The organism is Cryobacterium sp. (assembly GCF_025463825.1).
In the GTDB taxonomy this organism is placed as follows: Bacteria; Actinomycetota; Actinomycetes; order Actinomycetales; family Microbacteriaceae; genus Cryobacterium.
The window spans coordinates 1-21,857 of the sequence record NZ_JAODBG010000020.1; the positions used below are offsets into that span (position 1 = coordinate 1).

Annotated in this window: 25 protein-coding genes, 2 tRNA genes and 2 pseudogenes; 15 read left to right on the forward strand and 14 right to left on the reverse strand. The window is 68.7% G+C overall.

The features are described 5' to 3' along the window. The 3 genes and pseudogenes from JWP54_RS02090 to JWP54_RS02100 all read left to right on the forward strand — a co-directional run. Nucleotides 1–356: pseudogene (locus JWP54_RS02090) on the forward strand (hypothetical protein); the annotation flags it as partial. 79 nt (nucleotides 357–435) lie between these two features. Beyond that, a complete protein-coding gene (locus tag JWP54_RS02095; RefSeq protein ID WP_297366657.1) occupies nucleotides 436–849 on the forward strand; it encodes a globin in 414 nt (137 codons plus the stop codon). Between the two features lie 106 nt (nucleotides 850–955). Then, a pseudogene (locus JWP54_RS02100) lies at nucleotides 956–2,618 on the forward strand (FAD-binding dehydrogenase). A 76-nt stretch (nucleotides 2,619–2,694) separates the two neighbouring features. Here JWP54_RS02100 and JWP54_RS02105 read toward each other — a convergent pair. Continuing rightward, on the reverse strand, nucleotides 2,695–3,372 hold the full coding sequence (locus JWP54_RS02105) for a hypothetical protein (RefSeq protein ID WP_297366584.1): 678 nt from the start codon (nucleotides 3,370–3,372) through the stop codon (nucleotides 2,695–2,697). 63 nt (nucleotides 3,373–3,435) lie between these two features. Between JWP54_RS02105 and JWP54_RS02110 the strand changes: the two genes are divergently transcribed. Then, entirely contained in the window at nucleotides 3,436–4,308 is an 873-nt protein-coding gene (locus JWP54_RS02110) for an acyl-CoA thioesterase II (RefSeq protein ID WP_297366586.1), read from the forward strand. An 8-nt stretch (nucleotides 4,309–4,316) separates the two neighbouring features. Here JWP54_RS02110 and JWP54_RS02115 read toward each other — a convergent pair whose 3' ends face one another. Genes JWP54_RS02115 through JWP54_RS02130 form a run of 4 tightly spaced genes read right to left on the reverse strand, consistent with a single transcriptional unit; the run spans nucleotide 4,317 to nucleotide 7,508 of the window. Further along, nucleotides 4,317–4,805, reverse strand: coding sequence for a thioesterase family protein (locus tag JWP54_RS02115; protein ID WP_297366588.1), 489 nt, complete (start codon nucleotides 4,803–4,805; stop codon nucleotides 4,317–4,319). A gap of 6 nt (nucleotides 4,806–4,811) precedes the next feature. Beyond that, nucleotides 4,812–6,494, reverse strand: a complete 1,683-nt coding sequence (ettA, locus tag JWP54_RS02120) for an energy-dependent translational throttle protein EttA (RefSeq protein WP_297366590.1) — start codon at nucleotides 6,492–6,494, stop codon at nucleotides 4,812–4,814. Nucleotides 6,495–6,499: 5 nt separating this feature from the next. Beyond that, on the reverse strand, nucleotides 6,500–7,009 hold the full coding sequence (locus JWP54_RS02125) for a hypothetical protein (RefSeq protein ID WP_297366592.1): 510 nt from the start codon (nucleotides 7,007–7,009) through the stop codon (nucleotides 6,500–6,502). A gap of 46 nt (nucleotides 7,010–7,055) precedes the next feature. Continuing rightward, nucleotides 7,056–7,508, reverse strand: a complete 453-nt coding sequence (locus JWP54_RS02130) for a single-stranded DNA-binding protein (RefSeq protein ID WP_297366594.1) — start codon at nucleotides 7,506–7,508, stop codon at nucleotides 7,056–7,058. Nucleotides 7,509–7,762: 254 nt separating this feature from the next. Here JWP54_RS02130 and mgrA point away from each other — a divergent pair, with 254 nt between their 5' ends. From mgrA to JWP54_RS02150, 4 genes are all read left to right on the forward strand, one after another. Then, complete coding sequence (gene mgrA, locus JWP54_RS02135; protein ID WP_297366597.1) at nucleotides 7,763–8,770, forward strand: L-glyceraldehyde 3-phosphate reductase; 1,008 nt, start codon at nucleotides 7,763–7,765, stop codon at nucleotides 8,768–8,770. 195 nt (nucleotides 8,771–8,965) lie between these two features. After that, nucleotides 8,966–9,223 (forward strand): DNA mismatch repair protein, encoded by a 258-nt coding sequence (locus JWP54_RS02140; RefSeq protein ID WP_297366599.1) that lies wholly within the window; start codon nucleotides 8,966–8,968, stop codon nucleotides 9,221–9,223. A gap of 69 nt (nucleotides 9,224–9,292) precedes the next feature. Then, complete coding sequence (locus JWP54_RS02145) at nucleotides 9,293–10,120, forward strand: EI24 domain-containing protein (protein ID WP_297366601.1); 828 nt, start codon at nucleotides 9,293–9,295, stop codon at nucleotides 10,118–10,120. A gap of 86 nt (nucleotides 10,121–10,206) precedes the next feature. After that, the gene (locus JWP54_RS02150) at nucleotides 10,207–10,914 is read left to right on the forward strand and encodes a hypothetical protein (protein ID WP_297366603.1); all 708 of its coding nucleotides are present in this window, start codon (nucleotides 10,207–10,209) and stop codon (nucleotides 10,912–10,914) included. 65 nt (nucleotides 10,915–10,979) lie between these two features. Here the strand turns inward: JWP54_RS02150 and nadE are convergent, their stop codons facing one another. The 4 genes from nadE to JWP54_RS02170 all read right to left on the reverse strand — a co-directional run bounded on the left by nadE (nucleotide 10,980) and on the right by JWP54_RS02170 (nucleotide 12,576). Beyond that, a complete protein-coding gene (gene nadE, locus JWP54_RS02155; RefSeq protein WP_297366605.1) occupies nucleotides 10,980–11,801 on the reverse strand; it encodes an ammonia-dependent NAD(+) synthetase in 822 nt (273 codons plus the stop codon). A 155-nt stretch (nucleotides 11,802–11,956) separates the two neighbouring features. Next, nucleotides 11,957–12,029, reverse strand: a tRNA-Arg gene (locus tag JWP54_RS02160). A gap of 61 nt (nucleotides 12,030–12,090) precedes the next feature. Next, nucleotides 12,091–12,351 carry a thioredoxin gene (locus JWP54_RS02165; RefSeq protein ID WP_297366608.1) on the reverse strand — a complete coding sequence of 87 codons (261 nt, stop codon included), beginning with the start codon at nucleotides 12,349–12,351 and terminating at the stop codon, nucleotides 12,091–12,093. Between the two features lie 6 nt (nucleotides 12,352–12,357). Further along, nucleotides 12,358–12,576, reverse strand: coding sequence for an SCO4848 family membrane protein (locus JWP54_RS02170; RefSeq protein WP_297366610.1), 219 nt, complete (start codon nucleotides 12,574–12,576; stop codon nucleotides 12,358–12,360). A 63-nt stretch (nucleotides 12,577–12,639) separates the two neighbouring features. Here JWP54_RS02170 and orn point away from each other — a divergent pair, with 63 nt between their 5' ends. The 3 genes from orn to JWP54_RS02185 all read left to right on the forward strand — a co-directional run bounded on the left by orn (nucleotide 12,640) and on the right by JWP54_RS02185 (nucleotide 13,887). Further along, nucleotides 12,640–13,260 carry an oligoribonuclease gene (gene orn, locus JWP54_RS02175; protein ID WP_297366612.1) on the forward strand — a complete coding sequence of 207 codons (621 nt, stop codon included), beginning with the start codon at nucleotides 12,640–12,642 and terminating at the stop codon, nucleotides 13,258–13,260. Between the two features lie 46 nt (nucleotides 13,261–13,306). Further along, nucleotides 13,307–13,382, forward strand: a tRNA-His gene (locus JWP54_RS02180). A gap of 85 nt (nucleotides 13,383–13,467) precedes the next feature. Then, nucleotides 13,468–13,887, forward strand: a complete 420-nt coding sequence (locus JWP54_RS02185; protein ID WP_297366614.1) for a hypothetical protein — start codon at nucleotides 13,468–13,470, stop codon at nucleotides 13,885–13,887. A gap of 130 nt (nucleotides 13,888–14,017) precedes the next feature. Here the strand turns inward: JWP54_RS02185 and JWP54_RS02190 are convergent, their stop codons facing one another. After that, a complete protein-coding gene (locus JWP54_RS02190; RefSeq protein WP_297366616.1) occupies nucleotides 14,018–14,236 on the reverse strand; it encodes a hypothetical protein in 219 nt (72 codons plus the stop codon). Nucleotides 14,237–14,446: 210 nt separating this feature from the next. On the opposite strand from JWP54_RS02190, the gene istA reads away from it, so the two are divergent. The 4 genes from istA (at nucleotide 14,447) to JWP54_RS02210 (ending at nucleotide 18,527) form a co-directional block, all read left to right on the forward strand. Continuing rightward, the gene (gene istA / locus JWP54_RS02195) at nucleotides 14,447–15,772 is read left to right on the forward strand and encodes an IS21 family transposase (protein ID WP_297366617.1); all 1,326 of its coding nucleotides are present in this window, start codon (nucleotides 14,447–14,449) and stop codon (nucleotides 15,770–15,772) included. Further along, the gene (gene istB / locus JWP54_RS02200; protein ID WP_297366619.1) at nucleotides 15,769–16,611 is read left to right on the forward strand and encodes an IS21-like element helper ATPase IstB; all 843 of its coding nucleotides are present in this window, start codon (nucleotides 15,769–15,771) and stop codon (nucleotides 16,609–16,611) included. Before istA ends, istB begins: the two co-directional genes overlap by 4 nt. Before the next feature lie 237 nt (nucleotides 16,612–16,848). Next, the gene (locus JWP54_RS02205; RefSeq protein ID WP_297366621.1) at nucleotides 16,849–17,199 is read left to right on the forward strand and encodes a metallopeptidase family protein; all 351 of its coding nucleotides are present in this window, start codon (nucleotides 16,849–16,851) and stop codon (nucleotides 17,197–17,199) included. Between the two features lie 23 nt (nucleotides 17,200–17,222). Beyond that, nucleotides 17,223–18,527 carry a hypothetical protein gene (locus tag JWP54_RS02210; RefSeq protein WP_297366624.1) on the forward strand — a complete coding sequence of 435 codons (1,305 nt, stop codon included), beginning with the start codon at nucleotides 17,223–17,225 and terminating at the stop codon, nucleotides 18,525–18,527. 74 nt (nucleotides 18,528–18,601) lie between these two features. On the opposite strand, the gene JWP54_RS02215 is transcribed toward JWP54_RS02210, so the two are convergent. Genes JWP54_RS02215 through JWP54_RS02230 form a run of 4 tightly spaced genes read right to left on the reverse strand, consistent with a single transcriptional unit; the run spans nucleotide 18,602 to nucleotide 21,842 of the window. Beyond that, nucleotides 18,602–18,862, reverse strand: coding sequence for a hypothetical protein (locus tag JWP54_RS02215; RefSeq protein ID WP_297366626.1), 261 nt, complete (start codon nucleotides 18,860–18,862; stop codon nucleotides 18,602–18,604). A gap of 31 nt (nucleotides 18,863–18,893) precedes the next feature. Beyond that, entirely contained in the window at nucleotides 18,894–19,493 is a 600-nt protein-coding gene (locus JWP54_RS02220; protein ID WP_297366628.1) for an ATP-binding protein, read from the reverse strand. Between the two features lie 16 nt (nucleotides 19,494–19,509). After that, nucleotides 19,510–20,304 carry an energy-coupling factor transporter transmembrane protein EcfT gene (locus JWP54_RS02225; protein ID WP_297366630.1) on the reverse strand — a complete coding sequence of 265 codons (795 nt, stop codon included), beginning with the start codon at nucleotides 20,302–20,304 and terminating at the stop codon, nucleotides 19,510–19,512. Next, nucleotides 20,301–21,842: an ABC transporter ATP-binding protein gene (locus tag JWP54_RS02230; protein WP_297366632.1), complete on the reverse strand. Its 1,542-nt coding sequence runs from the start codon at nucleotides 21,840–21,842 to the stop codon at nucleotides 20,301–20,303. The genes JWP54_RS02225 and JWP54_RS02230 overlap by 4 nt, the downstream gene beginning before the upstream one ends. Nucleotides 21,843–21,857 lie beyond the last annotated feature (15 nt).

Genomic DNA, 21,857 nt, shown 5'->3' on the forward strand with positions numbered 1-21,857 from the left:
CTCCGAAGACCGCGGAGACCCCCGCCGCGCCAACCGCCGCACAGCCGGCCGAAGCGCCCGCCACCACACCGCGCGCCGCGGACGCCCCAGCACGTCCCGCCGTGCGGATGCCCTCGATCGCCCGCAACCAGGCGCCTCGCGCACCGCGCACCGTGCAGCTGCCGGTGCAGCCCCCCGCCGAAGTGCCCGACGCGTCTCTCCCGGATGCCTCGACGAGCGCCGACACGGTGGCGCAGACACCCGCTGCGAAGCAGCCAGCCAAGCCCCGCACCCGCCCGATCGACAAGCCGGCCGAGAAGCAGCCGAACACGCCCACCGACGAGGCCACGCCCCGGGATGGAGACACCCATGACTGACCCGCAGCCCACGGAGCCGGCCGGCCAGGGCGCATCCGCCCTCGGCCCGGCACTGATCCCGGCCACCGGCCCCGCCGGCGTGCACCTCCGGTCCGGGGAGAACGGTGCGTCGCTCGGACCGTCGTTCTACCAGGAGGTGGGTGGCCGGCCGTTCTTCGAGAAGCTCGTCGCCGAGTTCTACCGCGGGGTGGCGGGCGACCCGGTGCTCAAGCCGATGTATCCGGAAGAGGACCTCGGCCCGGCCGCCGACCGGCTCACCGGGTTCCTCGAGCAGTACTGGGGCGGGCCCGGAACCTACAGCGAGCAGCGCGGCCACCCGCGGCTGCGCCAGCGGCATCAGCCGTTCAAGGTGAACCCGGATGCGCGTGACCGCTGGTTGCTGCACATGAAGGCCGCTGTGGACACCTGCGGCCTGCCGCCGCTGCAACGTGCCACACTCTGGGACTACCTCGAGCGCGCGGCGCACGCTATGGTCAACACCTTCGACGACTAAGACCTCGCGCACGTTCCAGCCCCCGTCGACATCCGCGGGCACGCCTCACTGACAACGGAGTCACCATGAGCCCAACCCGCCCCGGCACGCCAGCGCACCCGCAGACATCCGCCGACATCCGCCGACATCTGCCGACGTCATCGTGGTGGGGGCGGGCCTGGCCGGTCTCGTCGCCACGGCAGAACTGGTGGATGCCGGCAAGCGGGTGCTCCTGGTCGACCAGGAACCCGCTGCGTCTCTGGGCGGGCAGGCCTGGTGGTCGTTCGGCGGCCTGTTCCTGGTGGACTCCCCGAGCAGCGCCGAATGGGCGTCAAGGCCTCCCTCGAGCTCGCCCGGCAGGACTGGTTCGCCAGCGCCGGCTTCGACCGCACCGAGGACTACAGGCCCACTCGGTGGGCCGAGGCCTATCTCAACTTCGCCGCGGGCGAGAAACTGGCCTGGCTGCGTGAGCGCGGCATCACCTTCTTCCCCGTCGTCGGCTGGGCCGAGCGCGGCGGCTACACCGCACTGCAGCACGGCAACTCCGTACCTCGCTTCCACATCGTCTGGGGTACCGGCCCGGCCATCCTCGAACCGTTCATCACACGAGTGCGGGAGGGTGTGCGCGCCGGCCTGGTCACCGCCCTGCACCGGCACCGGGTGGACGAGCTGATCGTCGAGGACGGCGCCGTCGTGGGGGTGCGGGGCGGCCGGCTCGTGGCGAGCACGGCGGCGCGCGGGCAGGCCAGCAGCCGAGAGGTCGTGGGGGCCTTCGAGCTGCGGGCGTCGGCCGTGATCGTCACCAGCGGCGGGATCGGTGGCAATCACGACCTGGTGCGCGCCCAGTGGCCGGCCCGGCTCGGCCCGGCACCCGCCAACCTGCTCTCCGGCGTGCCGGCCTCCGTGGACGGGCGGATGCTCGGCATCAGTGAGACCGCCGGCGCCCGGCTGGTCAACGGCGACCGGATGTGGCACTACACCGAGGGCATCGTGAACTGGGACCCGGTCTGGGCCGGCCACGGCATCCGCATCCTGCCCGGCCCGTCGTCGCTGTGGCTGGATGCCACCGGGAAACGACTGCCCGCACCGCTGTTCCCCGGCTTCGACACTCTCGGTACCATGGAGCGCCTCGCGAGGACCGGGTACGAGCACAGCTGGTTCATCCTGACCCAGAGGATCATCGAGAAGGAGTTCGCTCTCTCCGGCAGCGAGCAGAACCCCGACCTCACCGGCAAGGACCTGCGGCTACTTGCCCAACGCGTTGCCCCGGGCGCCCCCGCACCGATCGAGGCCTTCAAGGACAAGGGTGAGGACTTCGGCGTGGCCGACGCCCTGCACGAGCTGATCGCGGGCATGCAGCAGCGCTCCCCGAAGTGCCCATCGATGCGGTCCAGGTGGAACGGGAGGTGGTGGGCCGCGACCGGGAGCTCGACAACGCGTTCAGCAAGGACGCGCAGGTCAACGCGATCCGGCAGGCCCGGCACTACCGCGGCGACCGGCTCATCCGGGTGGCCAGCCCGCACAAGTTGCTTGATCCCGCCGCCGGCCCGTTGATCGCGGTGAAACTGCACCTGCTCACCCGCAAGAGCCTGGGCGGCATCGAGATCGATCTCTCCGCTCGGGCCCTCGGCGCCGACGGCCGGCCGGTGCCCGGCCTGTATGCCGCAGGCGAGGTCGCCCGTTTCGGCGGCGGCGGCGTGCACGGCTACCGATCCCTCGAGGGCACCTTCTTCGGCGGGTGCCTCTTCACGGGCCGCACCGCCGGCCGCGCCGTCGCTGCCGCCCTGTGACCGCCCCCGAATCGTGACCTGAGCCTCGAGAATCCCCGGATTCGGGGGCCGAACTCACGGCTGGCGGTTACCGGCGCTAGGCGCGCAGGGTCCAGGGCTTGCGGCGGACCAGGATGTGGCCGCGCGCGGTGCTCAGGCGGGTCCACGGGCCGGTCTCGAACAGCTGCACCGGCTCATCCGGCGACAGGAAGCCCAGGCTCACCGCGGCGAACCCGGCGCCGGCGGGCACGAAGTCCAGGGCCTCGATCGGACGGCCCCACACCTCCGAGCGCACCCGCTGCACGATCTGCTCACCCGTCCCGGTGGGGATGACGGCGGCGACCTCGGCGATACCGGCACGGGCGGCGTCCTCCAGCACCGCGGCGGGCGCGCTGCCCTGCGGCGTCCAGCCGCCGCGCGGCGGCGTGATGCCCGCCCAGGTGACCGAGGACACCTGCAGCGGTACCGTGACGCTCACCGGCGTATCCACGTCGGTGACGGCGGCCTCGAGGCGCACCAGCCGGTCCAGGAGCGAGCGGACCGGCACGACCACGTCGAGGTTGGCCGGTTCGGTGAGAGCGAAGGTGCGCAGGCCCAGCACCGTGGGGCTGGAGTCGAGCAGCCCCCGAGGATAGAGGATCGCCGTGTACACGGCCAGGACTCCCGCGGCGGAGACCAGCCGCACCGAACCGTCCTCCACCCTTCCGGCGCGCGAAAGGTAGACCTGGAGGTCGCCGAGGGACAGGGAATCGGAGAGGGAGAATGACTGGCTCATCTGCTGTCTAAACTACCAAGGTACGTCGAGTCCCCAGGACCCGAGCTTGAATGAGGAGGCAGCATGCACGCACCGCTGGAGGGTCTTCTGGCCGCTCTCGACCTGACCGACACCGAGGCACGCACCAGTGAAGACATCTTCACCGGCCCGTCGCAGTGGATGCCGCAGGGCCGCGTCTTCGGCGGACAGGTGCTCGCGCAGTCGCTCGTCGCCGCCATGCGCACGGTTCCCGACGAGCGGAACGTGCATTCGATGCACGGCTACTTCCTGCGGCCCGGTGACGTGAACCACCCGATCACCTTCTCGGTCGACCGCATCCACGACGGCCGCTCGTTCTCCACCCGCCGCACCCAGGCGTACCAGAACGGCGTGCCGATCCTGTCGATGATCGCGTCGTTCCAGGACGAGGACGAGGGCCTGGAGCACCACCTCGAGATGCCAGCCGACCTGCCGGACCCCGAGTCGCTGCCGCGGACCTCCGACACGCTGGGCCACATCGACCACGACTTCGCCCGGCACTGGGCCAACGACCGTCCCTTCGACATGCGCCACGTGCCGTCGTCGATCTACCTGAGCGTGGACGGCGAGCACACCAGCAAGCAGATGATCTGGATGAAGACGTTCGAGCCGATCCCCGACGACCCGGACCTGCACCGTGCCGCCCTGGCGTACGTGAGCGACTATTCGATCATGGAACCGGTGCTCCGCCGGCACGGCCTCGCCTGGGCCACGCCCGGCCTCAAGGTCGCAAGCCTGGACCACGCCATGTGGTGGCACCGGTTCGGCCGGGTCGACGAGTGGATGCTGTACGTGCAGGACTCCCCCTCGGCGCAGGGCGGCCGCGGCCTGTCGACGGGGAGCATCTACAGCCGCGAGGGCCTGCTGCTGGCCACCGTCGCCCAGGAGGGCATGGTGCGCATCCCCAAGGGCTCCTGAATTCCGGCTTACTTGCGGGTGAAGGTGAGGCCGGGTTCCACGTACGGGGTCCAGGCGGAACGTTCGACGTCGTTGATCTTGCGGGGACGCTCGGTGACGGCATCCACCAGCACGATCGTGGTGCTCGCCCGCGCGAACAGCTGCGGGGGCTCCTGCCCGACCGGACTCCACACCTCGTAACATACGTCGAGGCTGGCGCCGCCGAGCTTGCCGATCCATAACTGGATGTCGATCGGCGCCCGCAGGTACGGGATCGGCGCCAGGTATTCGATCTCCAGGCGGGCGATCAGCGTGAGAGTGGCCGCGCCGGGCCGGCCGTCGAGCACCGCCGTGCTCGCCCCCGGGGTGGTCCCCAGGGCGAGAGCGGCGGGCTCGTCGTCGGCCCAGAACGCCTGGATGCGCGCCTCCTCGAGGAGGCGCAGCATCTCGGCGTTGTTGACGTGGGCATACGCGTCGAGATCCGACCAGCGCAGCCGGATGGGAACGTGCAGCCGCATGGGGTCCTAGTCCCTGGTGAGCTTGCGGTACGCGGACCGGTGCGGCTTGGCCGCGTCCGGGCCGAGGCGCTCGATCTTGTTCTGCTCGTACGATTCGAAGTTACCCTCGAACCAGTACCAGTTGCCCGGGTCTTCCGCGGTGCCCTCGTAGGAGAGGATGTGCGTGGCAATGCGGTCCAGGAACCATCGGTCGTGAGTGATCACCACGGCGCAGCCGGGGAATTCGAGCAGCGCGTTCTCGAGCGAGCCGAGGGTTTCCACGTCCAGGTCGTTGGTCGGTTCGTCGAGCAGCAACAGGTTGCCGCCCTGCTTGAGCGTGAGCGCCAGGTTCAGGCGGTTGCGTTCACCACCGGAGAGCACCCCGGCCTTCTTCTGCTGGTCGGGGCCCTTGAAGCCGAACGTCGACACGTAGGCCCGGGACGGCACCTCGGTCTTGCCGACCTGGATGTAGTCCTGACCGTCGGAGACGACCTCCCAGAGCGACTTGTTCGGGTCGATGCCGCCACGGGACTGGTCGACGTAGGAGATGTCGACCGTCTCGCCGATCTTGAGGTCACCGGCATCCAGCGGCTCGAGGCCCACGATGGTCTTGAACAGGGTGGTCTTACCCACACCGTTCGGGCCGATCACCCCGACGATGCCGTTGCGCGGCAGGGTGAAGGAGAGGTCCTCGACCAGCACCCGGTCGCCGAAGCCCTTCTTGAGCTTCTTGGCGTCGATGACCTGGGCGCCCAGGCGCGGGCCGACGGGGATCTGGATGTCCTCGAAGTCGAGCTTGCGTCCGCGCTCGGCTTCGTTGACCATTTCTTCGTACCGGGCCAGGCGGGCCTTCGACTTGGCCTGGCGACCCTTGGCGTTGGAGCGCACCCAGTCGAGCTCTTCGGCGAGGCGCTTGGAGAGCTTGGCATCCTTCTTGCCCTGCACCTGCAGGCGCTCCTGCTTCTTCTCCAGGTAGGTGGAGTAGTTGCCCTCGTACGGGTACAGGTGGCCGCGGTCGATCTCGGCGATCCACTCGGCCACGTGGTCGAGGAAGTACCGGTCGTGGGTGACGGCGAGCACGGCGCCGGGGTACTTGGCGAGGTGCTGTTCGAGCCAGAGCACGCTTTCGGCGTCGAGGTGGTTAGTCGGTTCGTCGAGGAGGAGCAGGTCGGGCTTCTGCAGCAGCAGCTTGCAGAGCGCAACGCGGCGCTTCTCACCACCGGAGAGGTCGACCACCGAGTAGTCACCCGGCGGGGTCCGCAGGGCATCCATCGCCTGCTCCAGCTGGGAGTCAAGGTCCCACGCGTCGGCGGCGTCGATTTCTTCCTGCAGGGTGCCCATCTCTTCGAGCAGCGTGTCGAAGTCGGCATCGGGTTCGGCCAGGGCGGCGCTGATCTCGTTGAACCGGTCGACCTTGGCCTTGATCGGGCCGACGCCTTCCTGCACGTTCTCCAGCACGGTCTTGGTCTCGTCCAGCTGCGGCTCCTGAATCAGGATGCCGACGGAGTAGCCGGGCGAGAGCCGGGCCTCACCGTTGCTGGGGGTGTCGAGTCCGGCCATGATCTTCAGGATCGTGGACTTACCGGCACCGTTGGGGCCCACCACGCCGATCTTGGCTCCGGGGAAGAACGACATCGTGACGTCGTCGAGGATGAGCTTGTCTCCAATGGCTTTGCGCGCACGCACCATCGAGTAAATGAATTCAGCCATAGTGTTTACCAGTCTATTTGGCGCGTGGCTCCGACGAGACACGCCCCGTTTCCAAGCAGGGGGGTGACGGCGCTGTGATAGCCGCCGGAGGATGGGCCGTTCTGGCCGACGAGGCACTTCCCGTTGAAGCGCACCGAGAACTGGATCGAGTCCACCGGTTTGCCTTCGGTGGTGGTGTCGGCGGTGACCTGCATCCCTGTTTTGTCGAATCCAGCGCCGGCGAGGGCGTCGACGACGGTGCGCCCTGGCGGGTTCGCTTCCGTCGCGAGGATGGCGGCGATCACGGAGTCGAAGTAGGCGAGGTTCTCGGCGGCGCCCCCGGCCGGGGTGAGGGCCGGCGCGGCTGCTTCGGTCGGTGTCGGTGCGGCGGTAGCCGTCGCTGACGTGCCGCGCGTGGCGGAGGGTGCTGCCGGTGTGCCGGCGCATCCGGCCAGGGCCAGGCTCACGACCAGGCCGGCGGCCCAGGTCCGCGCTGTGCGGGGTGGCCGCGTCCGTCCGTTGGAAATGCGAGCCACGCGTCGTCCTCCCCCGCGACCGCGCGCTGCAGCCGAGAAGTCGAGTCTAGGCGGACTGTGTTTCCGATTCGGTCCGCTCGGCCGGGGCCCCCGGCGTCGGTGCTGCATCCGGCTGCTCGGGGGCCTGTTCCACCGCGGCCGGCGGCGTGCTGCGTACGAGCGCGGTGATGCCCCAGGCCAGGTTGTGGCCGACCGCATCGGCCTCCACCTCCACCGACGTTCCGGAGCGGTCCTGGTTCTCCCAGTCGCGGATGTGCAGCCGCCCGGTCACCAGCACCGGCTCGCCTTTCTGCACAGAGCGTTCCACGTTCTGCGCGAGTTGGCGGAAGCTGGACACGGTGTACCAGTTGGTGTCCGCGTCCACCCAGCTGTTGCGCAGCCGGTCGAAGCGGCGCTGCCGGCAGGCCAGCCGGAACGAGGTGATGGCCAGGCCGGTGCTGGTGACGAGGGTGCGCGGCGTGGTGGCCACGATGCCGGTCAGTGTGATGGTGTCGGTCACGGGGAGTCTCCTGGCGTGTCGAAGCGGATGGCGGATCGATGCGCGCCCCCGGCCGGTCCTCGTGCCGGGTTCGGGGCCGGGGACGCGCTGCAGCCACTGTGCGCCGGTGCGCACGTCCGGCGACGCCGGCGCGGAGAGCCTGTGCGGAACCCGCACCCGCGCGAACGGTGCAGGAGCGGGCCGGCTGGCGATCACTTGCCGTGCGACCAACGAATTCACCGTATCGAAAGCCCGCCCGGACCTAGAGTTACTCCATGACCTTCGATGCTGCAGAAAACCGCTATTCAGAGATGCCGTACCGCCGAACCGGCCAGAGCGGCCTGAAACTCCCCGCCCTGTCCCTGGGTTTGTGGCACAACTTCGGCCACGAACGCCCCCTCGACACGCAGCGCGGCATCCTGCGCCGCGCATTCGATCTGGGCGTGACCCACTTCGACCTGGCCAACAACTACGGCCCGCCTCCCGGCTCGGCCGAAACGAACTTCGGTCGCATCTTTGCCGAGGACTTCCGCCCGTACCGCGACGAGATGATCATTTCCAGCAAGGCCGGCTACGACATGTGGCCCGGCCCCTACGGTGACTTCGGTTCCCGCAAGTACCTGCTGTCGTCCCTGGACGCGAGCCTGGGTCGCCTTGGGCTGGACTACGTCGACATCTTCTACTCCCACCGCCCGGACCCCGAGACGCCCATCGAGGAGACCATGGGCGCCCTGGCCACCGCCGTGCAGTCGGGCAAGGCGCTCTACGCCGGTATTTCCAACTACAGCCCTGAGCAGACCGTTGCCGCGTATGCGGCACTGGCCGAACACAAGATCCCGCTGCTCATTCACCAGCCGCGGTACTCCATGTTCGATCGGCACATCGAAGACGGCCTGTTCCCGGTGCTCGAAAAGCTGGGCATGGGCAGCATCGTCTTCTCCCCGCTGGCCCAGGGCCTGCTCACCGACCGGTACCTCGGCGGTTCCGTCCCCGCCGACTCACGGGTGGCGACGAGCCGGTTCCTGAACGAGAACTCCCTCAGCGACACCTATCTGGAGCGCGCCCGGGCCCTGAACACCATCGCCGCCGACCGCGGCCAGACCCTCGCGCAGCTCGCCGTCACCTGGATCCTGCGCCAGCCGCAGGTCACCAGCGTGCTCGTGGGCGCAAGCAGCATCGGTCAGCTCGAGCAGACCGTCGCCGCCCTGGAGGCGCCGGCGCTGGACGCCGACGAGATCGCGAGCATCGAGCCGTACGCGGTGCACGGCACCGGCATGAACTAACCCGCCCCGCAGACACCCGCGCTCCCTTCTGTTTCCCGTTCGGACGATTGGTCCCGGCACACCGGCCACAATTGTCCGCACTGGCAACAGTTGGGGCGCGGGTGTCCGCGTCAAGGCGCGCGTCGCCCGATGTCGGTGGTCGGTTCTAGCCTGTGAGCATCCTCAACCCGGGCCGGCCGACATTTGGAGCACACCGTGATCACCTTGACTGCAGAGTCCCGCCCCACCGCCATTGCCAGCGTCGCCGGCCGCAACACCGGTCCCGCTCTTGTCGCCGTTCGTGACGGCCTGTGGCGGGTGGTCGACCGCACCGGGGCGGTCCTCGGCCACATCGAACGTGAGACGCAGAGTGACGGCGAGCGGTACCTCGCCCGGCGCATCGTGATGTCCACCCGCCGCATCGACCTCGGCGCATTCTGGCGGATGGACGAGGCGGCGGACTGCTTCCGCTGATCCAGCGCCGGCCGGCCCCGGAATGAGCAGCACCGTGGCGTGGTCCGCCGGTCGCACTATCCTAAAACGATGTTGCCCCAGCCTCAGCCGCAGCCCCGGCCTGCCTCCACCAGCCCCGTCGACCCGGGCGCTCCCGGCCTGCTGCGCGGCATCCTGACCGGCGTGCGCTATCTCGGTCGTGGGTTCGGCATGTGGGCCACCTCACCGCGACTGATGTTCCTGGGCGCGATTCCGGCCCTCCTCGTGGGGTTCGTGTACCTCGTCGGCATCGTCTTCCTGGTCATCAACCTGAACAGCATCGTGATCTGGGCCACACCGTTCGCCAACGAGTGGGCCGAACCGCTCATCCTGAGCACTCGGGTGGCCGCAGCCCTGGTCTTCGTCATCGTCGCGGCACTGATCGTGGTCTATACCTTCACCGCCGTCACCCTCCTGGTCGGCGACCCGTTCTACGAGCGCATCTGGCGTGACGTGGAGAACCGGCTCGGCAACGCCCCGGCCGACCTGCAGGTCGGCCTGTTGCGGTCCGTCGGCCATACGATCGCGGATGCCGTCCGGCTCCTCATCCCCGCCATCGGCGTCGGTATCCTGCTGCTGGCCTGCGGATTCATCCCGGTCGTCGGCCCGATCACCGTCGCCGTCCTCGGCGCCCTGTTCGGCGGCTGGCTGCTGGTGGTCGAGCTCACCGGCCTGGCCTTCGACGCGCGCGGCTTCACGGTGCGCGACCGCCGCCGGGCGCTCAAGTCCCGCCGCACGGTGGCGATCGGGTTCGGTGCGGCGACGTACCTGATCTTCCTGGTGCCGTTCGCTGTGGTCGTGGCGATGCCGGCCGCAGTGGCCGGGGCCGCGATGCTCAGCCGGGATACCATCGACGCCCTTCCGGCTACACCGGTCTGATAAGCAGCACCCGGATTCCGGTAAGTATCCGGCCACGCCGGAACGGCTCCCGCTGATCGGCCCCGCCTGGAGGTAACGTTCCGCACATGCAGTGGTGGAATGATTTCGTAACCTGGTTCACAGCGACCAGCAACCAGCCCGTGATTTTCAGCGCCGTCGTGCTGATCGTCGCCATTATCGTGGCCAGCGTGCTGGCTGCCTGGATATCCCGCAGCGCCATCAAGCGCCTGCTGGCCCAGAACGACCGGAACCTCAAGGCCGCGGCCATCGGCACCCTGGTGGATGCCGCAACCGAGGCCTCCGTATGGAACTCCCTGACCCCGCAGGAGCAGGTGTTGAACGACCGCGCCGTGGGCATGGCCGACATCCTGGTGCGCCTGATGCCGGTCAAGGGTTCCGCACTCGCCGCCGACTGGGCCGCGCATCAGCTTGCCGAGCTCAAGCGCACCTCGGCCACGTTCGGCTACCAGCTCGAACCGGCCCTCATCGAGTTCCGTGACCGGCTGATCGAGTGGCAGAAGAAGCCCTCCCGTGCCCGCAAGATCTTCCAGGAAGACATCGAGCGGTGGAAGTCGCAGAGCTCGTCCTCGGAGAAGAACCTCCTTGCCGACCAGGACGCCTGGGTGGCCCAGCAGCATCACGACCAGTTCGCCGCCCCTGCAGCGAATTCGACCACGAAGGCGCAGCCGATCGGCTACGTTCCCGCCGCACCGGCACCGTCCACGGAGACCCAGCGTCTGCTCGACGACGTGCAGGCCCTCGAGGTTCGTCCGGCTCCCCTGCCGAACCCGTAACTTCACAGGCACAAAAAACGCCGGCCCCGCTCTCGAGCGGGGCCGGCGTTTTTCTGTGTCAGGGCCTATTTCCACCAGTCATCGAACAGGGATGCCGGCACCCGGCGCTTGTGCTCGGTGCTGAGATACCGGCGCTCGATGGCCTCCGCCACTGTGTCGTCGACGGGCTTGCCCTCGAGGAAGTCGTCGATGTGCTCGTACTGCATGCCGAGGTTGGCCTCGTCGGTCTGGCCGGGGTTGTCGTCCAGGAGGTCGGCCGTCGGGGCCTTCAGGTACAGGTGTTCGGGGGCGCCGAGCTCCACCAGCAACGCCCGGCCCTGTCGCTTCGTCAGGCCGGTCAGCGGCAGCAGATCGGCGCCGCCGTCACCGTACTTGGTGAAGAACCCGGTCACGGCCTCGGCGGCGTGGTCGGTGCCGACCACCAGCAACCCGGCCGCGCCGGCGATGGCGTACTGCGCAACCATCCGGGCCCTGGCCTTGACGTTGCCCTTGTCGAAGTCGGGCAGGGCTGCGCCGGTGCTGTCGGCGAACTCGTCCTCGACGCCGTCCACGGCCCGCTGGATGTTGAAGGTGAGATTCGACTCAGGGGCGATGAACTCCAGCGCCAACTGGGCGTCGTCCTCGTCCCGCTGCACGGCGTAGGGCAGGCGCACCGGCACGAACCGGACGACATGTCCCTCCACGATGAGCTCCTCGATCGCGAGCTGGCACAGCCGCCCGGCCAGGGAGGAATCCTGTCCCCCACTGATCCCGAGGACCAGGCCCTTGGCGCCACTGGCGAGCAGGTAGTCCTTGAGGAACTCGATCCGGCGGCGGATCTCCGCGGCCGGATCGATGTTGGGTGTCACGTGAAGTTCCGCGATGATTCGCACCTGTAGTTCTCGCATGGGATGAATCTACCAAGTCAACCGGGTCTGGCCGCCGCATCCGTGCGGGTCAGCGGGTGGCCGCATGTTCCGCATGGACTTTCACCGTGCAGAAGGACCCGACCGGTCCGGCGCAAAAAGCAACCCCGCCGGCGGGGGCCGACGGGGTTGTGCTGTGCCCCCGGCAGGATTCGAACCTGCGACAAAGAGATTAGAAGGCTCCTGCTCTATCCCCTGAGCTACGGGGGCGCATAGCGCTTCCACGATACCGCACCCGGGGGCCGGCCCCGGCGGTTCTCCCCATGGGCGGTTACAGGGCCTTCGCCGTGGCCACGAGGACCTGGGCAAGGGTAGGCACGCCGCCGGCCCGGACCACCTCGTCGCCCGCGGCGTTCCGCACGATGATCATGGGGGTGTTCCGGATCCCGGCGGCTTCCGCCTGCGCGTTGTCCGTCGCCACGTCGTATTCGCGCACGATGGCGGCGGGTACCAGCCGTTGGACCTCGGCGAGGACCGCTCGCGTCTGCACACACGGTTCGCAAAAGGCCGAGGAGAAGAAGATCAGTTCCATGAGTTCCTACCCGTTCGTCAGTGCGATCAGGCCCACGACAGCGGAGACGGCCGCGAGTAACAGCGACACGCCCACCAGCACGGCGTGCACGATGAGGAAGGTGGTGGGCTTGCCCGATGCGTCCCTCGCCCGGTCATCCTGGCTGACCCGCTTGTAGAAGCGTGGCCAGACCACGACGTTCCAGACGGCGTTGAGCAGAAGCAGGATGGCGATTGTTGTAAGCATCCCGCCCAGTCTACGAGCGATCCCGCCCGCTGCCCCGTCGGGGCCCACCGCTAGACTCGCCCCATGACAAACAGCAGTGACCGGTTGGTATGGATCGACTGTGAGATGACAGGGCTCGACCTGAACAACGACGAACTGGTTGAGATTGCCGTGGTCGTCACCGACTTCGACCTCAACATCCTCGACCCCGGCCTCGACATCGTGATCAAGCCCGACGCATCCGCCCTCGAGAACATGGGCGACTTCGTCCGCAACATGCACACCTCGTCCGGGCTGATCGAAGAGATCCCGAACGGCGTGAGCGTGGCCGAGGCCGAGTACCAGGTGATCGAATACCTGCTCCGGTTCATCCCGGAAGACCAGCGCGCGCCCCTGGCCGGCAATTCCATCGGCACCGACCGGGCCTTCCTGTCCCGGTACATGCCGCGGCTGGACAAGCAGCTGCACTACCGCAACGTCGACGTGTCGTCGATCAAGGAGCTGGCCCACCGCTGGTTCCCCCGTGCGTATTTCAACGCGCCGGCGAAGGACGGCGGCCACCGCGCCCTGGCCGACATCCTCGAGTCCATCCGGGAGCTCGCGTACTACCGCAAGAGCGTCTTCGTGGCCGACCCCGGACCCACCAGTGCGGAAGCAAAATCGCACGCGGCGGCCGTTGTGAACAACTTCACCTCAAACGTGTAATATAATTCTTGAGTTGCCTTCGCTCGTCAGAGGGAAGCGGCACTTGGTGGGTATAGCTCAGCTGGTAGAGCGCCTGGTTGTGGTCCAGGAGGTCGCGGGTTCAAGCCCCGTTACTCACCCCAAGGAAACACTGGTCTGTAGGGTCACGGCGGACATCGCGCCAACATTCTCGCCAACATCGGGCTCTTTTGAGCTACGGTGACCAACATGGCCGTGAACGCGCTCATCCGCGCCAACTTCACCAACTTCGCCCAATTCCTCGTGGACTTCGCGGCTGACCCGCGACTGGGCGTGCCGGGTGCGGAACTGGACCAGACCTACTTCACCAGCGACAAGGTGCATCTGGCTGATCCTGGCCACCAAATCGCTAAGGACCTGGTGAAAGGCGCGGTTGCCCCATTCCTGCCCGCATCCAAGCCCTACCCGCTGATGAACAAGAGCGTGGCGGGGGCGACGGACGCAACCCTGAAATCCTCGGGCTTCGCGGCCGTCACCAGCCTGTCCGGGCAGGCGATCGTCACGCTGACCGGCGTGCTCACGGCCAACATCAGTGTGACCCTGCCCCCGCGTGGCGGGCGCGCGGGCGACGTTCGTGAACAACACCACTGGTGCGTTCACCGTCACTAGCAAGTCGGCCACAGGAACCGGCTACACGCTCTCGCAGGCCAAGCGCGCGCAGGTCTACTGCGACGGGACCAACTGGGTGCAGGGGTCCTCGGAACTCTAGACGGCACCCCGTCAAATTGACCAGTTAGTATCACTTCCCTAACCGCTTCTCGGCCGCCCGTAGCTGAACGTTACGGGCGGCTTCGGCGTTCAGCTTGTCCTTCCACAACTGGGCCGCCACCTCCTGCCGCTTGTCCGCCGTCTTCTTTCGTTCCATCGGGAAACCCAACAGCATCCCAGCGAACATGACGAAGCCGTAAATCACGAAGGCGATGAGGCCCAAAACGATGCCGCCGATAAGGATTTCCATGTGTGGAGCTTAGGACAACCCGTTACTCAGGCGCTAGGGATGTTGGCGCGCCAACATATTGATGCCAAATCGGTGACGGCGCTCACTGAAATTCCCCAGTTCTGCTCACTGAAGTTCCCCACCCCGGGTCGCTTCCGCACATAGAAGCGGGCCCTTCTCGAAACTGATGGTCTTCGACCACGCACCAGTTTCAAGAAAGGCCCTACTCCTATGCTTTCAGAGGAGGACGACGTGGACATCCACGCGCTCAAACGGCAAGGGATGACGATCAGTGAGATCGCCCGCCGCACCGATCACGACCGCAAGACCATCCGCGCTTATCTCGCCGGCCAGCGCACACCAGGAGTCCGGCAACGAGCCGCCCCGGACCCGTTCGACGCGTTCGTCGACTACGTCACCGCCCGGCTGAAGGAGGATCCGCATCTGTGGGCTGCGACGCTGCTGGACGAGCTGGTCCCGCTGGGCTTCATGGGGTCGTATCAGACCCTGACCCGCCAGATTCGGGACCGGGGGTTGCGGCCGGCCTGCACGGCTTGCGCGCACGTGACGAAGCGGCCCAACGCGATCATTGAGCACCCGCCGGGCGAGGAGACCCAGTTCGACTGGGTCGAGCTGCCTGATGCCCCGTCCGGGTGGGCGTTCCCGACGAAGCGCGCCTACGTTCTCGTCGGGTCGCTGGCGCACTCGGGGGTTTGGCGGGCGGTGATCTCTCCGTCGATGGACTTGCCGCACCTGCTCGCGGCGATGACGGTCCTCCTGGGCTTGCTGGGCGGGGTGACGAAGTCCTGGCGGTTCGACCGGATGAGCACGGTGCTCAAGGCGGGGACGAGTGATCTGACGCCGATGTTCGCCGCGTTCTCCAAGCACCACTCCGTCACCGTAGTTGCCTGCCGGCCCCGGTCGGGCAACCGCAAGGGCGTGGTCGAGAAGAACAACCACACCGCCGCGCAGCGTTGGTGGCGCAACCTCCCTGACGACGTCACCCTCGAGCAAGCCCAGCAACGCTTGACCGTGTTTGCGACCAAGCAGGATGGTCGGCGCCGCGAGGGCCGCGACGGGTCGACGACAGCCAAGGCCATGTTTGCTGCGGAACGCCTCCAACCGTTGCCGCCGACGCTGTTCCCGGTGGTGGTGACCGAGGAACGCACCGCGACACGGCAGGCGTTGATCGATTGGCGCGGGAACCGGTACTCGGTGCCGCCGGAGCTGGCCGCGGCGCGCGTCGTCGTTCACCAGCGCCTCGGCGCGAGCACCATCGACATCGCCACCGTATCCGGCGTCGTCATCGCCCGCCACACGCTCGCGGAGGCCGGCCTCGGAGTCACGATCCGCGACAGCGGACACGTCACCGCGCTGGAGACCATCGCGATGGCCGCCGCGCCTCCTGGCCGGCCGCACCGCAAGAAGGAACGCATCCCACCGGGCACCGCGGCCCGCCGCGCCGCGCTGGCGCTGACCGGCACCACCGAACCCACCACCGTGATCAGCCTGGCCGCATACGAGACGGCCGCGAAGAACAGGAACACCCTCCGATGAACACCCCACTCACCACCGCCCAGACGACCGCCACGACCATGACCGCCGCGACCCCGGCGAGCGTCTATCAGCAGCTGCGCGGCCACCTCACCGAGCTCAAACTCGCCGACGCCGCCGACGCCCTGCCCAGCGTCCTCGACCAAGCCCAAGCCGAGGGCTGGAGCCTCACCCACGCCCTCGAGCGCCTGCTGGCGATCGAGGTCACCGCGACCGACGCCCGCCGCCTCTCGGGCCGGTTCCGCTTCGCGAACCTGCCCACCGGCGCCACCCTGGACGACTTCGACCTCGACGCTGCCTCCGGTATCGACCGGTCTCTGCTGGCCGAGCTCGGCACCTGCCGCTACCTCGAGACCGCGACCAACGTGCTCCTGATCGGCCCGCCCGGAGTCGGCAAAACCCACATCGCCACAGGCCTCGGCCACGCAGCAGTGCAAGCCGGTTATCGCACCTACTTCACCTCCGCGGCCGACCTCGCCGCCCGCTGCCACCGCGCCGCGATCGAGGGCAAGTGGGGCACGATGATGCGGTTCTTCGCCGGACCCACACTGCTCGTGATCGATGAGCTCGGCTACCTACCGCTGCCCGCCGAGGCCGCGTCGGCACTATTTCAAGTCATCAACCAGCGCTACCTGAAAACGTCGATCGTGATCACCACGAACCGACCCGTCGGCGCCTGGGGCGAGATCCTCGGCGACACCACCGTCGCCGCCGCGATGCTCGACCGCCTCCTGCACCGATCCGTGGTCGTTACCCTCGACGGCGGCTCCTACCGACTCCGCAACCACGCCGCTCAATCCAACGAGCTCCGCCGCGTGACGACCGGCACCAACTTCCGCTAATCTAACCCCGCGACCTGGGGAGCTTCGATGAGCAGGACTGGGGAATTTCGCTGAGCGCCGTCATCGGGCCTATCTGTGCGTTCCCTGAGAGCCCCACTCCCCCGGAATAACGCGGGACAAGGGGCCTCGAGACCCCTGTGGTACTGGTTCAAGCCCCGTTACTCACCCCAAGTAATGAAAGTCCCGTCCTCGACCGAGACCGGGACTTTCTGCTGTCAGGCGTGGCATGCTGAACGGATGCTCACGCTCAGCCACGAGGACTTCGAACGCCTCGTCATCGACCAACTCGATCTACTGCCCGACGACATGGTCGACGGCCTCGACAATGTGATCTTCGTCGTCGAGGACCGCCCCGAAGACGGCAGCCTGGACACTCTCGGCCTGTATGACGGTGTCGCCTTGACCGAGCGCGGGCAATACGGCTTCGGAGAGATGCCCGATCGCATCGTAATCTTCCGCGAACCCCTCCTGGCGATCGTGCACGACCTGGCCGAGCTGCGCGATGAGGTGCACGTGACCCTGGTGCACGAGATCGCCCATTTCTATGGGATCGACGACGACAGGCTGCACGAGCTGGGCTGGGCCTGACCCCCTCTCGGCTACCCTGAACCATGAGAAGATTTCGACCCGGCCGGCTGATCGGCATCCTGGTGGGAACCCTCATCATCCTGGGCATCGGCGTGTACGGACCGGCGACCCTGCTCGGCCCCCTGCCGGCTGCCGAGGTCGCCCTCGCCACCCCGGCAGCGCCGGTCTCCGCCTCCACCCCGGCGCTGCCGACCGCCGGAACCAGCAGCATCCTGGCGATCACCCCGCTCAGCCCGGTCGCGGAGGACACCGATACCGTCGACGCCGCTGCCGACGACCAGGCCCCGTCGGTTGGCGCCGACCCGATCGCGGTCGGCGGCGGCAGCGATCCCCTGCCGATGGCCTCCGCCGCGAAGATCATTACCGCGCTCGTCGTGCTCGACGCGAAGCCCCTCGCGGTCGGCGAGCCGGGCCCGGCGTATTCCCTCGTCACGGCGGACTACCAGGACTACCTCGACTACACGGCGGACGGCGCCCGCACCGTGATCGTGTTCCCGGGCGAGAGCTGGACCCAGCGGGAGCTGCTGCAGGCAATGATTTTGGGCTCCAGCAACAACCACGCCGACACGCTGGCCCGCTGGGCGTTCGGCTCGGTGGAGGACTACGTCACCGCCGCGAACGCGTGGCTGGTCGCGAACGGCATGTCGCACACCCAGGTCGCCGACGCGAACGGCCTGCTGGACGACAGCGCCGGCACCGGAACCGACCTTGCCCGGATCGCCGGGCTGGCCGCGACCAACCCGGTCATCGCCGACATCATCGGCAACCCGGCTCCGGCGCTGGTAAATCAGCGCGGCGTCAGCAATACCACCGCGTTCCTGCCCGAGCTGGGCATCACCGGTATCTCACGCAGTTACACCGACGCGGGCGGCGTGTGCTTCCTGTTCACCGCCGCCGTGACGGTGAACGAGCAGACGTTCACCTTCGCGGGCGGATTTATCGGCGAGCCCGACTACGACACGCTCACCGCCGACCTGACGGCCCTGATGGCCTCGGCCACGGCGGGCGTGACGGAGTTGCCGATCCTGGCTGAAGGGGACGCGTACGCGACCCTCACCACTGCCTGGGGTGACTCCGCCGACGCCGTGGTCGCCACCCCCCGCACCCGGTTCGGTTGGCAGGCCGCCGAGCCCACCGGCGCCGAGGTCACCCTGGACAACGTGGCCACCGGTCGCGCCGGGAGCAAGGTCGGCCGGGTCACCGTCGACGCCTTCGGCGAAAGCGTCACGTCGACGCTTGAGCTCGACGACACCCTCACGGACCCTGGGCCGGGTTGGCGGCTGCTGCACCCGATCCCCATGATCAGCGCGCTCATCGCCGCGCAGTAGGCACAGCCAGTAGACACAGAAGTGATCCGGCGGCTCAGCCGCCGGATCATCCTGGTCCGCTCAGATCGGGTGGCTCAGCTGGGCTCGTCGTCCGACCCGACCGGGTCGCTGTCGCCGGAGTCAAAGGCGTACCGCACGTGCAGCTTGCCCTGCACCTCACGGGAGTCGACCTCGTCGTACCAGAACAGCGATTCCATGCTGTCCACGGCGGCGAGCATACTGATGCGCTGGTCGTGGGCGCCGTGCAGGAGCACGCGGGTGTCGCTCTGCCCCTCGAGGGGGCCGTCGACGAATTCCACGGTGTATTCGGTGTTCTCGTTCTCAGGTGTAGTCATACCCCCAACTTACTGTGATGCCCCGGATTTCTCAGCCGCGCGCGTCGGGTGCGCCGGTCGCGGTGCCTTCCGGTGTGGCTGTCAGCCGCAGGGTCGCGCAACCTTCCGGGCGTTCTCGGTTCCGGTAACGCTCCCAGTCCCGTTGCCACTGGTCCCAGTGCGCCTCGAACACACCGCCATCCCGGTCCAGCGCACGCTGCTTGCGGATGCCGTCGTCCGCATCCAGCCACACCCGCACGTTGCTCAGCGCCACGTGCGACCGCGCCAGGGCGCCACAGCCCTCCAGGAGAAGCGGGCGGGCCGGGTCGACGCCGTGCCACTCCGCCGCCTTATCGGCGACCCAGTCGTGGCGCTGCCATGCCGCCGGTTCCCCGGCCCGTCGAGGGGCGAGGAGGTGAGCGCCGATCTGCGCGATAGCCGCGTCGAGGCCGCCCCAGCCGGGGTAGATGTCGTCCAGGCGCACCAGGGTCGGTGCGACCGGTCCGGGCCAGGCGGCCAGGACGGCATCCGCGAGGGTGCTCTTTCCCGCACCGCTCGGCCCGTCGATGAGGACGACGACCCGGTCGCCGACCGGGGTCCGGCCGAGCGCGCGCACCGCGGCAAGCACCGGCGCGAGCAGCGGAGCGGGCATCGGGCCGGGTGTGGCATCAGGCGAGGACAAAGCGCCACGTCCCCGCCAGAACCGCCGCCGTGATGGCCGCCGCAGCGATGCCCACACCCAGGAGCACGACCAGGCCGTCACGCAACCCGAACACCGACGGGCGGGCCCAGGTGCGTGGCTCGTCGCTGCCGAAGCCGCGCGCTTCCATGGCCGTGGCGAGCTTGCTGCCGCGGCGCACCGACAGCACCAGCAGGGCGAAGGCCAGGCCGGCGAAGCGGCGGGCCCACCCGCGCAGCCCTCCCCCATCGCCCACCCCGCGCGCCCGGCGGGCGAGGCTGAGCGACTGCCAATCGTCGATGAACATCCCCACCAGGCGGAGACCCGCGAGGGCGCCGAGCACGAACCGGGCCGGCAGGCGCACGACCTGCGCGAGGCCGTCGGCGAGGTCGGTCGGGTCGGTGGTGGCAAGCAGGACGATGCCGGGAATCCCGATCGCCAGCACCCGCAATCCGATCGCCAGCCCCAATGCCACGGAACCGTCGCTGATCGACACGATCCCGGCGCTGAACAGCACGGCGCCGGAGTCCTCGCCGTAGAGCACCGTCGTGAGCATGGCGAACGGCGCGGCGATCCAGACCGGGGCGGTTCGCAGCCAGAACTGCCGGGCGTTCAGCCCGCACCAGGCCAGCAGCATGCCCTCGAGCAGGAGCGCGACAGCGGCGGACACCCAGTCGATGGAGAGCATCAGCGCGCAACTGATCAGCAGGGCGACGGCCAGTTTCGCCACCGGGTTGACCGTCGCGATGGCGCTGGGCCGGATGTCGGGGGTCAGAACGCTCATCCGGCGCGTCCTCCCGCCGGCCGTGCGGGCACGGCGACGGTGCCGCCGGGAACACGTCGGTCGGTCGTGGTACCCGGCCCGGCTTCCAGGACGAGCCGCACGTCCGCCAGGGTGCTGACGAAGTCGGCGTCGTGGGTGACGGCCACCACGGCGGTTCCGGCATCGAGCAGTTCGGCCAGGAGCCGCACGAGTTCGGCCCAGGTGCGGGAGTCCTGCCCGAAGGTGGGCTCGTCGAGAACGAGCAGCCGCGGGCGGGTGGCCAGCACCGTCGCCACGGAGAGCCGGCGTTTCTCGCCCCCCGAGAGGGTGAACGGGTTCGCGTCGGCCAGGTGATCGAGCCGCAGGCGGTGCAGCAGGCTGTCGACCCGTTCGGTTTGCTCGGCCGGGGAGAGCCCGAGGGCGCGCGGGCCGATGGCGAGTTCGGCGTGGACGGTTCCCGCCAGGAACTGGTGCTCAGGGTCTTGGAACACGGTGCCGATGCGCTCGAGCAGATCCCGGGATCGCCACCGGTGCGGTGCGGCGCCGAGTCCCGCTGCCAGGGCATCGTCGGCGGCAAGCCGCCCGCCGGCGGGAGCGAGCAGGCCGGCCAGGGTGAGTGCGAGGGTGGACTTGCCGGTGCCGTTGGGACCGCTGATCGTGGTGGCCCGGCCCGCGCGCACGTCGAGGTTGAGACCGTCCGCCACGACCGCGGCGCGTTTCCGGGCGAACGGCACCCGGCCCACGGCGAGGTCCTCGGTGTGCAGCAGGATCTCGGCCGCAGCCGCGACGACCGGCCGGCGGTCGGGCCGGGCGGGCGGAAAGCGTGGGATCCACACGCCCGCCGCGGCGAGCCGTTCCCCCTCGGTGCTGAGCACGCTGTCGGTGGGACCGTCCGCCAAGACACCGCCAGCCGGGTCCAGCACGATGACCCTGTCCACCAGGTGCTGCCAGACGGCGACGCGGTGTTCGATGACGATCAGCGTGGCACCGGAGGCCCGCACCGAGCGCAGCACGGCGTCCCGCACCTCCACCACGCCCTCGGGGTCGAGGTTGGCGGTGGGCTCGTCCAGCAGCACCAGTCCTGGTTGCATCGCCAGGACGCCGGCCAGCGCCAGCCGTTGTTTCTGGCCGCCGCTGAGTGCGCTGGTCGGATGCCGCAGGGGAAGGTCCAGACCCACTTCGGCGAGGGCGCGCCTCACCCGCGGCCAGATCTCGGCGCGCGGGACCGCAAGGTTCTCGCACCCGAACGCGACGTCGTCGCCGATTCGGGCGAGCACCACCTGAGAGTCCGGGTCTTGCAGGACCAGGCCGACCCGTCCGCGCGCCCGGCTGGGCCGCTGGCCGTCGACACGCAGCTCGCCGGTCTCGTCGCCGTCCTCGTCATCGCCGAGCACTCCGGCGAGGGCGTGCATCAGGGTGCTCTTCCCGGCGCCGCTGGGTCCGAGGACGAGCACCCGCTCGCCGGGCTGGATGTCGAGGTCCAGCCCGGAAACGGCCGGCTGGGACCGGCCGGCGTGCCGCCAGCCCCAGCCGGAAGCCGTGACCTTGGCGCCGGTCATGCGCGTTCCGAACGG

What these genes read in the sequence shown, in the direction of transcription:
- JWP54_RS02215 (WP_297366626.1), bottom strand. Translation starts at nt 18,862, where the DNA reads ATGACTACACCTGAGAACGAGAACACCGAATACACCGTGGAATTCGTC.
- JWP54_RS02110 (WP_297366586.1), top strand. Translation starts at nt 3,436, where the DNA reads ATGCACGCACCGCTGGAGGGTCTTCTGGCCGCTCTCGACCTGACCGAC.
- JWP54_RS02225 (WP_297366630.1), bottom strand. Translation starts at nt 20,304, where the DNA reads ATGAGCGTTCTGACCCCCGACATCCGGCCCAGCGCCATCGCGACGGTC.
- orn (WP_297366612.1), top strand. Translation starts at nt 12,640, where the DNA reads ATGACAAACAGCAGTGACCGGTTGGTATGGATCGACTGTGAGATGACA.
- istA (WP_297366617.1), top strand. Translation starts at nt 14,447, where the DNA reads ATGCTTTCAGAGGAGGACGACGTGGACATCCACGCGCTCAAACGGCAA.
- JWP54_RS02205 (WP_297366621.1), top strand. Translation starts at nt 16,849, where the DNA reads ATGCTCACGCTCAGCCACGAGGACTTCGAACGCCTCGTCATCGACCAA.
- JWP54_RS02150 (WP_297366603.1), top strand. Translation starts at nt 10,207, where the DNA reads ATGCAGTGGTGGAATGATTTCGTAACCTGGTTCACAGCGACCAGCAAC.
- JWP54_RS02170 (WP_297366610.1), bottom strand. Translation starts at nt 12,576, where the DNA reads ATGCTTACAACAATCGCCATCCTGCTTCTGCTCAACGCCGTCTGGAAC.
- nadE (WP_297366605.1), bottom strand. Translation starts at nt 11,801, where the DNA reads ATGCGAGAACTACAGGTGCGAATCATCGCGGAACTTCACGTGACACCC.
- JWP54_RS02190 (WP_297366616.1), bottom strand. Translation starts at nt 14,236, where the DNA reads ATGGAAATCCTTATCGGCGGCATCGTTTTGGGCCTCATCGCCTTCGTG.
- JWP54_RS02165 (WP_297366608.1), bottom strand. Translation starts at nt 12,351, where the DNA reads ATGGAACTGATCTTCTTCTCCTCGGCCTTTTGCGAACCGTGTGTGCAG.
- istB (WP_297366619.1), top strand. Translation starts at nt 15,769, where the DNA reads ATGAACACCCCACTCACCACCGCCCAGACGACCGCCACGACCATGACC.
- JWP54_RS02210 (WP_297366624.1), top strand. Translation starts at nt 17,223, where the DNA reads ATGAGAAGATTTCGACCCGGCCGGCTGATCGGCATCCTGGTGGGAACC.
- JWP54_RS02230 (WP_297366632.1), bottom strand. Translation starts at nt 21,842, where the DNA reads ATGACCGGCGCCAAGGTCACGGCTTCCGGCTGGGGCTGGCGGCACGCC.
- JWP54_RS02105 (WP_297366584.1), bottom strand. Translation starts at nt 3,372, where the DNA reads ATGAGCCAGTCATTCTCCCTCTCCGATTCCCTGTCCCTCGGCGACCTC.
- JWP54_RS02115 (WP_297366588.1), bottom strand. Translation starts at nt 4,805, where the DNA reads ATGCGGCTGCACGTTCCCATCCGGCTGCGCTGGTCGGATCTCGACGCG.
- JWP54_RS02220 (WP_297366628.1), bottom strand. Translation starts at nt 19,493, where the DNA reads ATGCCCGCTCCGCTGCTCGCGCCGGTGCTTGCCGCGGTGCGCGCGCTC.
- JWP54_RS02185 (WP_297366614.1), top strand. Translation starts at nt 13,468, where the DNA reads ATGGCCGTGAACGCGCTCATCCGCGCCAACTTCACCAACTTCGCCCAA.
- JWP54_RS02145 (WP_297366601.1), top strand. Translation starts at nt 9,293, where the DNA reads ATGTTGCCCCAGCCTCAGCCGCAGCCCCGGCCTGCCTCCACCAGCCCC.
- ettA (WP_297366590.1), bottom strand. Translation starts at nt 6,494, where the DNA reads ATGGCTGAATTCATTTACTCGATGGTGCGTGCGCGCAAAGCCATTGGA.
- mgrA (WP_297366597.1), top strand. Translation starts at nt 7,763, where the DNA reads ATGACCTTCGATGCTGCAGAAAACCGCTATTCAGAGATGCCGTACCGC.